Source organism: Synechococcus sp. R6-7, from assembly GCF_047461695.1.
Lineage (GTDB): Bacteria > Cyanobacteriota > Cyanobacteriia > Thermostichales > Thermostichaceae > Thermostichus.
Genome location: NZ_JANSHS010000135.1, coordinates 1 through 8,404, shown reverse-complemented (window position 1 = coordinate 8,404; position 8,404 = coordinate 1). Strand labels below are relative to the sequence as shown.

Genomic DNA, 8,404 nt, shown 5'->3' with positions numbered 1-8,404 from the left:
AGATAGGGGTCATGGCTGGTCATGATGACGTAGCGGCTGCAGAGCCGTTCCAGGAGAAAGCGATCATGACTGATGACCAAAAGCCCCATCTGATGTGCCCGCCCATAGGCCAAGACAGCTTGCCAGATCAGGGCTTGGGTATTGGCGTCGAGCATGGCTGTCATCTCATCTGCAATCAAATAGCGAGTTTGTGGGTTGAGAACCCGGGCGATGACAACCCGCTGCAATTCTCCCCCGCTTAGCTCATGGGGATAGCGGTTGAGCCAACTGGGGGAAATGCCTAAGGTGTGGAGAACCTCTGGCTGGGGAGGAGGCCCTTCCCGCAAGACCTGAGCTATGCGCCAGTGGGGGTTAACGGCCTGCTCTGGATGTTGAAAGACAAGCTGCACTGGGCAGTACCCTCGCCGAGGCAAAGGCTGCCCTGTCACACTCACCCGACCTTGGCTGGGGGTAAGGTAGCCCGCCAGCAACTTGGCCAGAGTAGTTTTGCCAAAACCAGAGGGAGCCATCAGCCCTACGACTTCCCCAAGTTCTACTTGAAGGGTCTGATCTTGCACCACCCAAGGCAGATGCCGTCCATAGCGAAACCAGAGATGCTCACCCTTGAGCATGGATACACCTCACCCACCCTCCTCCAACCGCCCGCAGAGGCGGATGCTCAGCTCGACAGATTTCACTTGCCCAGGGGCAGCGATCCCCAAACAAACAACCCGCAGGCAGTGCCTCAGGGTCAGGCTGGTTGCCCGGCAGGGGAGCAAACTCATTTTGGGGCAGGGATCGCCACAGAGCTTGAGTGTAGGGGTGGCGCAAGTTTCCCCTTTCGAAATCCTGAGCCGAGGCCAACTCGACTGTAGTGCCCGCATAGAAGACTGCCACTCGATCTGCCACCGACAACGCCGCCTGAATATCGTGTGTAATCAACATAACGCCTCGGCCCTCCTGGGCCAGCTCCCGCAGATGGGCAAGGGTCTCAGCCACCACCTCCGCGTCCAAGCCTGGCGTGGGCTCGTCGGCTATCACCAGCTTGGCTCTGCTAACTGCCGCCGTCGATACCAGCACCCGCCGTGCCATGCCTCCGGAGAGCTGGAAAGGGTAGAGGCCCTCTGTTCCCGGCGGCAAGCTATAGCGGGCAAAGATGCGGCTCACTGCTCTACGGGCCTCGCCTTGGGAGGCACCGCTGAGCCGAGCTACCCGCTGTACCTGGGATCCTACTTGCATGAGGGGATCCAGGTAGTCCACAGACTGGGGGATGAGAGCAATGGCCTTGCCGCGCAGTTGCCTACACCGCTCAGGGGTCAAGGGCTGCCCCTGAAATAGGAGAGTACCGCGCAGGGTAGCGTTCTCTGGCAAAAGACCCAAGAGGGCATGGGCCAGCAAACTTTTGCCCGATCCGCTGGCCCCCACCACTGCCACCACCTCCCCTGCCTTAACCTCCAGATCCAGATCTGTAATCACCTGAAGGTAGCGGCGGCGCAGCCCCCGCTCGTATCGGCTGAACCTAATGTTTAGGCCGGAGACCACCAACATTTCCCTACTCCTGAGCCGTACGCGGATTGAGAAGGGCCTGCAGGTTTTCTCCCAGCCAGTCAAAAGCCTTGACCGACAGCAGCAGCAGCAGTCCAGGCATAACCCCCAGCCACCAGTAGCCGGTGGAGAGGTGGCGCATGGATTCGGCCAGAATAATGCCGATGGCCGGTAGGTGCGGCGAAATACCTACCCCAATGAATGAGAGGGCTGCTTCGTGCAAAATGGCGTGGGGAAACAGCAGAATAAGTCCCACTAGGAGCTGGGGCAAAATGTGAGGCATCATATGGTAGCGGGCAACCCAGAGGGAAGAGCGGCCCAGTCGGTAAGAACTCTGGACATAGTCAGAACTGCTGACCTGTAACACCTCGGCCCGCACCAGGCGCGCTAGGCTGGGCCAGTGGGTGAGGGCAACGGCAACAATGACTCCCCGAACTCCGCCGCCGACAGCAAAAGCTATAAGGATCTGCACCACCAGGTGAGGCAGGCTGAAACATAGGTCAATCATCCAGCAGATCGAGGCATCCACCCAGCCTCCCACCGTGCCACCCACCAAACCCAAAACAGCGGCGATCACCACGCTGACGGCGGCAGCCAGCATGCCTACCCACAGACTAAGGGACATCCCGTGCAAGGATCGGGCCAGCATATCCCGCCCCAGCCAGTCGGTGCCGAAGGGATGGGCCAGGGAAGGAGGCTGATTCCGCTGAGTTAGGTTCGGGCTCAGTCCGGTATCGCCGATAAGCCCAGCGCTGCAGAGGATAGACACCAAAAAAAAAGCACACAGTCCAATTGCCCACAGAGTCTGCCGCCTGCGCTCTCCTTTGACAGAGGACTCTGAGAATTTCATCCCCCCATCGGCATCAGCAGCAGCAACACGAGGCGATGCAAAAGGGATCATCCTATCCTCCCGCCAAGGCGAATGCGTGGATCGACAATCTGGTAGGACAGGTCAGCTAGGGTATTGCCGGCATAGACAAACAAGGCGCTGAAAAACACAATGCCCACCAACAGAGGCACATCACCGCGCAAAGCTGCCTGTACCGTTGCTTGTCCCAGTCCTGGATAAGCAAACACCTGTTCCACTAACACTGAGCCACCAAACAGTTCCCCAAAGGAGGCAAATTGCAGCGTCAGCGCAGGCAGCAAGATATTCCGCAAGCCGTGGTACCACAGGATCCCAGCCAGGCTTTCCCCCTGGGCACGAGCAAACAGCACATAGTTGCTGTGCAACACGTCAATGAGCTTCTGACGAGTGTGCAAGGTGATGTTGGCAACGCCGATGACAGTTAGGGTGAAAGCAGGCAAGAGCAAGTGGTGTAAGCGCTGCCAAAAAGTCACCTCCTCCGCCAACGCGCCAGGTGGCGCGGCGCAACAGATAGGTGTTAGACCCAGCTCTACCGAAAACGCGATCAAGAGTAGCAGCGCCACCCAGAAAGGGGGAGAAGAGGCGAGGGTGTAGGCGTAAAGACGAATACCGCGGTCAACCCAAGCGCCCTGAAACGCTGCGGCCAAAACCCCCAACCCCACTCCCAGGAAACCGGAAAGCAGCCAGGCAATTGCCAGTAAGGGCAGCGATAGCTCAAACCGCTGTTGAATGACCTGCACCACTGGCTGATCGAACACCATTGAGGTGCCCCAGTTGCCTTGAACCATCTGCCCAAGCCAGTTCCCAAAGCGAAGCAGCATGGGCTGATCCAGCCCCCAACGCTGGGCAATCAGGTCTCGTTGGGCTGGGCTGATCTGCAGCATGTCGGCCCCTACATAGGCTTGTACGGGATCAACAGGGGAGAAGCTGAGCAGGGCAAACGTCAGGACTGCCACAGCCGCCAGCAGCAACCCCAGCCGAGTCAGCTTATAAGCCAGAAACAGCAGAACTGACCTCAGTTGCACGTCCATTTCCAACGGGTGATGTTGGCTGTGATTGGCCAACCATGGCCATGAGGCTGTACCTGCGGCTGGCCTATATCCAAGCACTCGTGGACAAAGTAGGTATGATCCAGGTTCACCAACCAAGCCCAGGCTGCATCTCCTTTGGCAGTAAAGCCTTGCTTTCCATCCCACTGGGCTGCCCGCCAGAAGGGGATAGCTTCAGCTTCAGAGGGGGCCTCCATAGCCAGATCCAGCATTCGATCCACAAACGGGTTGGCATAGTAGCCGGCATTGAAAAATCCCCCCTGGGCCGCTTTGCTGTGGTAGAGGTTGTACATCTCAGTTGGGTCATGGCTGCCCCAGCCAAACAGCACCACGTTGCTGTGCATGAGCGGAGTGATGTCATCCCAACTTTTGCCCTCGACATTGACTCGGATGCCCACAGGCCGCAGCATTTCTGCAACAGCTAGGGCCAGGGCTTGGCGAATACTGTCGTTGGCCGGGTAGAGCACGGTGAACTCAGCCCGCAGCCCGTTTTTTTCCACTGCCCCATCCCCATCTTTATCGCTCCAGCCTCCCTCAGCTAGAATCTGACGGGCCAGGTCTGGATTGTTGTCCTCAATCTTGGCGGTCGGCTCTTCCCAGGGCAAACCGCTGACTGGGCCATAGGCAGGGGATCCGTAGCCTTCTAGGACTCCATCCACCAGCGCCTGTCGGTCAATGGCGAAGTTGACCGCCTTGCGAATCGCCAAGTTAGAAGTCACATCGTTGCCGATGGGGTATCCCTTTGGGGTTGTTGCACCGGTTTTAGGGGGAAAGGGGAACATCAGCCCTCGGTTATCCACACTGGGAATGGCGTGAAGCTTCATGCCCTCAACAGTTTGCTTAGCCAAAGACTGAGGCACGCTAACCACGTGTACCTGTCCGGCTCGGGCTGCTGCAAAGGCTGCATCCTCCTCCAGGAAAAGGAAAACCAGCCGCCGAATGCCAGGAGTCTGGCCGTAATATAAGGGATTTGCCTCCACAATCAGTTGTTGCCCCTCATCCCACTGCACCAGTCGGTAGGGGCCAGAGCCAATGGGTTTGCGAGCATAATCAGGCCCGTGGGCATGTTGAGGCACGATACCCAAGGTGATGAGGCGGTTGACAAAAGTACTTTGGGGTTTTTGCAGCCGCAGCTCCACCGTATGAGTGTCGATAGCTACTGCTTCCTTTAGGGCGGTTAGGTCGACCAGACCACCACTCCGAGCTGCTTGGTTAAAGGTGTAAGCCACGTCCGCTGCTGTGACAGGTTTTCCATCGGAGAAGACTGCATCCTTTCGTAGGGTTACCGTCCAGGTTAGGCCATCTTGGCTGACAGTGTAGCCAGTCGCCAGGTCGTTTACAATCTCAAGGTTCTCGTCCCGCCGCAGCAGAGTGCTTTGGAACAAAGGCGAACCGTAACGTCCCCAGCCCAGGGTGGGATCAAATCCTTCTTCGCTTTCCCCTCCAATGGCCAGCACGATTTGATCGCTGGATCCTGCTAGCTTTGGATCGAAAGCTGTCCGCTCAGCATTCTGAGCGCATCCAGCCCACATCTGGCTCAGCAAGAAGAGGCCCACAGACCACACAGTTACTTTTAAGCTTGATGCCATAGAAACCCCGATCTGTCGCTTTTTCAGCAAAAAGGAGCAAACCCCCTTGCCTCCTGGACAAGACTTATGGCAGCTAAGCTATCACTGCCTTATCTTGAGAGCAATGCAGGGGGGGAGGATGCTTAGAGGATTCCGATGACTTCCTGCAAGACCGCTGGGTGAAAGGTGAGGTCTGGTAGCTCCAAAGGCTGCTGGCTTGGTGATGATTGAAGCACTCTACTCCCGTCTCTGAACTCCGTGATACGATGTAGCTCAGCTATCGGTTCTGACGGGGATCAGCCGCCAGAGGAAACGGGGAAAGAGCAGTGAGAATCTGCCGCTGTCCCGCAGCTGTGATCCGGTTTAGGAGAAGTCCTGCAGCAAATCTCTAGAGTCATTCGCTGCCGATCCAGATCTTGTCCCCCAAAACCGTGTCAGTCAGAATGCCCGCCGATGGTTTTTCTAAACTTCACAACATCTGCGAGGTACAGATGGTAACTGTCTTGGCTTTAGCTCGTTTCTGCTTTCGTTATCCTGAGCATTTTCCCGGCGTTGCTCCCACAAGCTTTCGGTACTCCTCAGCAGTAGAAATAAGTCCAAGAACCCAAGCAAGACTCTGAGCCAGTTGGCCGGGAGAGAGTAAATTTTGGGTGCTGTTGCACCAAGATCTATCAAGATCTACAGCCCGCCTACGCCAAGGAAAGAGTGAGATGTCAGGCTTCCTGACTTCAATTGGTAGGCTGGCAAGTAGCCACTGCGATCGCTGGCTGCGTTGAGTATCTTTTTTGCGCAAAAGGCAGTGTTTTGTTGGGGTTCCAGAGGCAAGAGAGGAACAGCCGGTTTCTTCCTTGGCGGGCGGGATCCCAGTTGAGGGCGAATTGAACGCAGGAAAATTAGAAAACTCAGTATTTGGGATGGCACACAACATGACTGCACAAACCATGACATTGGGGTATGCCCGCATGGGCAAGCGCCGCGAGCTCAAAAAAGCTTTGGAAGGCTTTTGGAGTGGTGCCCTAGGGTCAGAGGCTCTGCTGGCTACCTTTTGGGATTTGGAGACTCAAGCCTGGCAGACTCAGCTACAAGCTGGGATTGATCACATTGCGGTAGGGGATCAGACTCTCTACGACCATGTACTGGACTGGGCCACCTGGCTGGGGCTGATCCCCTCTCGGTTCCGAGGTCTGTCGGGTTTAGACCGCTACTTTGCCATGGCGCGGGGGCGGGAGGGCCTGCCGGCTTTGGAAATGACCAAGTGGTTTGACACCAACTACCACTACTTGGTACCCGAAATTGAGCCGGAAGCCGATCCCAGTCCTAACTTTGGGGATTTTTTGGAAAGAGTTCGGCGGGCCCAAGGGATCCTAGGGGAGCGCACCAGCCCCGTTGTCCTCAGTCCAGTGACTTTGCTCTGCCTTAGCCAGCGATCTGGGGATCTGCGGGCGGACTTGGAAAAGCTCCTTCCTCTGTACCGGGATCTCCTCCAGGAGTTAAAACAGCTGGGGATCCCAGAAGTCCAGATTCACGATCCCATTTTGGTTACCAGCCAGGGAAGTGGCCTGCGGGAAGCTGTGGAAATGAGCTACCGCCAGTTGGCAACCGCCGGGATCCCTGTCCACTTGGTCACCTACTTCGATGACCTGGGGGAGACTTACCCCTGGGTGGTGCAACTGCCGGTGGCCGGCATTAGCCTTGACTTTACCCGTGGCCACACCCTGGATCTGGTAAGAACCTATGGCTTTCCGGCTGACCAGATCCTAGGTGCTGGCGTAGTGGACGCTCGGAATGTCTGGAAGGTTCAGCCTGAGACCGTCTTGGCCAGCCTGCGGGAGCTGCAGGGGGTAGCTCCCAACCTACGGGTGCAGCCTTCCGCTTCGTTGCAATTTGTGCCCCACGACGCTGCTCTGGAAGCCCAGTTGCCGGAACCCCTCAGAAATGTCCTCAGCTTTGCCGAACAGAAGCTGGCCGAAGTAGCTCTCCTGGCGCGAGCCCTCAACGGCGAAGACACTGCTGCCCAGCAGGCGGAAATCCAGCAGCAATGGCAGAGCTTTGCGCAGTTTAGCCCCCCCAACCCCCAAGTGCGCCAGGCTTTGGCCAACCTCAAGCTCCAGGACTTCGAGCGATTCCTGCCCTACGAGCAGCGCCTAAGTCGGCAGGTTCAGCTACCACCTTTGCCCACCACCACCATTGGCTCCTTCCCCCAAACTCCAGAGGTGCGGCAGTGGCGAGCTAAGTACAAAAGAGGGGAGGTTTCGCAGGCGGAGTACGAAGCAGCCATTGACGCTGAGATTGCCAAGTGCATCCGCATTCAAGAAGAGATTGGCCTGGATGTGTTGGTGCATGGGGAATTTGAGCGCACCGACATGGTGGAGTACTTTGCCCAGAAGCTGGAAGGCTTTGCCTTCACTGAACACGGCTGGGTGCAGAGTTACGGCAGCCGCTGCGTGCGCCCTCCCATTCTCTACGGCGACGTGGTTCGCCCCCAACCCATGACAGTGCGGGAATTCCAAGTAGCCCAGTCCCACACCCAAAAGCCGGTGAAAGGCATGCTCACGGGGCCAGTGACTATGCTCAACTGGTCCTTTCCCCGTGTTGATATTCCCCGGCGGGAGCAGGCTTTGCAGATTGCCCTGGCCTTGAGAGCCGAAGTGGCAGATCTGGAAGCGGCTGGAGCGGTGATGGTGCAAGTGGATGAGCCGGCACTGCGGGAGGGGCTACCTCTGAAAAAAGAACGCTGGCCAGAATACCTCAGCTGGGCAGTGGATGCCTTTCGCCTAGCTACCGGCGGGGCCAAGCCGGAAACCCAGATTCACACCCACATGTGCTACTCAGAGTTTGGGGACATCATCGAGCACATTGAGCGGCTGGATGCCGACGTGCTTTCCATTGAAAACAGCCGCAGCAACAACAAAACCCTGCTGCAAATTGCCCAGGCTGGGTATCGTCACCAGGTGGGCAACGGCGTTTACGATGTCCACAGCCCTGCGGTGCCGAGCGTTGAGCAAATCCTGCAGCAGCTGCGCACAGGACTGGCCCACTTGCCTGTGGAGCAAACTTGGGTTAATCCCGATTGTGGCCTCAAGACCCGCCGCTGGGAGGAGGTGATCCCCGCACTGAAAAATATGGTGGCTGCCGCTCATCAGCTAGGGGAGGAGCTTCTGGAAACCCAACCTGAGGGTCTGCGCGAGTAAGGCCCACGACCCGCTGATGTAACTGGTCGGGCTGGCTTGACAAGTCGCCGCGGGCGGTGCCGCTGTTGTGCTGATGCGGCTGGCTTAGGGCCTACGGTCTGCTGATGCAACCGGCAAAGCTGCTCTCCGGGATCTCAAAAAGCTTGTGAAGAGCAAAGTAGGGATCCCGGTAGCCCCTCAGCGCAGATCATACAGGCGCCCTCC

Annotated in this window: 6 protein-coding genes and 1 riboswitch; of the genes, 1 reads left to right on the top strand and 5 read right to left on the bottom strand. The window is 57.5% G+C overall.

What is annotated here, in order from left to right; translation table 11 throughout:
• From NW815_RS04715 to NW815_RS04695, 5 genes are all read right to left on the bottom strand, one after another.
• Nucleotides 1-611: ABC transporter ATP-binding protein (locus NW815_RS04715; RefSeq protein WP_414389746.1), on the bottom strand; the 611-nt coding region annotated here is incomplete at its 3' end.
• Complete coding sequence (locus tag NW815_RS04710) at nt 598-1,527, bottom strand: ABC transporter ATP-binding protein (RefSeq protein WP_011433477.1); 930 nt, start codon at nt 1,525-1,527, stop codon at nt 598-600. The genes NW815_RS04710 and NW815_RS04715, both read right to left, overlap by 14 nt.
• Before the next feature lie 4 nt (nt 1,528-1,531).
• The gene (locus NW815_RS04705) at nt 1,532-2,425 is read right to left on the bottom strand and encodes an ABC transporter permease (protein WP_011429071.1); all 894 of its coding nucleotides are present in this window, start codon (nt 2,423-2,425) and stop codon (nt 1,532-1,534) included.
• On the bottom strand, nt 2,422-3,423 hold the full coding sequence (locus NW815_RS04700) for an ABC transporter permease (RefSeq protein ID WP_414387933.1): 1,002 nt from the start codon (nt 3,421-3,423) through the stop codon (nt 2,422-2,424). Before NW815_RS04700 ends, NW815_RS04705 begins: the two co-directional genes overlap by 4 nt.
• Nucleotides 3,408-4,898, bottom strand: a complete 1,491-nt coding sequence (locus tag NW815_RS04695; protein ID WP_414387934.1) for an ABC transporter substrate-binding protein — start codon at nt 4,896-4,898, stop codon at nt 3,408-3,410. Before NW815_RS04695 ends, NW815_RS04700 begins: the two co-directional genes overlap by 16 nt.
• A gap of 375 nt (nt 4,899-5,273) precedes the next feature.
• Nucleotides 5,274-5,479: riboswitch (cobalamin riboswitch) on the top strand.
• Between the two features lie 456 nt (nt 5,480-5,935).
• On the opposite strand from NW815_RS04695, the gene metE reads away from it, so the two are divergent.
• Entirely contained in the window at nt 5,936-8,200 is a 2,265-nt protein-coding gene (gene metE / locus NW815_RS04690) for a 5-methyltetrahydropteroyltriglutamate--homocysteine S-methyltransferase (protein WP_011433481.1), read from the top strand.
• Nucleotides 8,201-8,404: the final 204 nt, after the last annotated feature.

Coding starts and splice junctions, on each gene's coding strand:
- NW815_RS04710 (WP_011433477.1), bottom strand. CDS start 1,527: ATGTTGGTGGTCTCCGGCCTAAACATTAGGTTCAGCCGATACGAGCGG.
- NW815_RS04700 (WP_414387933.1), bottom strand. CDS start 3,423: ATGGACGTGCAACTGAGGTCAGTTCTGCTGTTTCTGGCTTATAAGCTG.
- metE (WP_011433481.1), top strand. CDS start 5,936: ATGACTGCACAAACCATGACATTGGGGTATGCCCGCATGGGCAAGCGC.
- NW815_RS04705 (WP_011429071.1), bottom strand. CDS start 2,425: ATGATCCCTTTTGCATCGCCTCGTGTTGCTGCTGCTGATGCCGATGGG.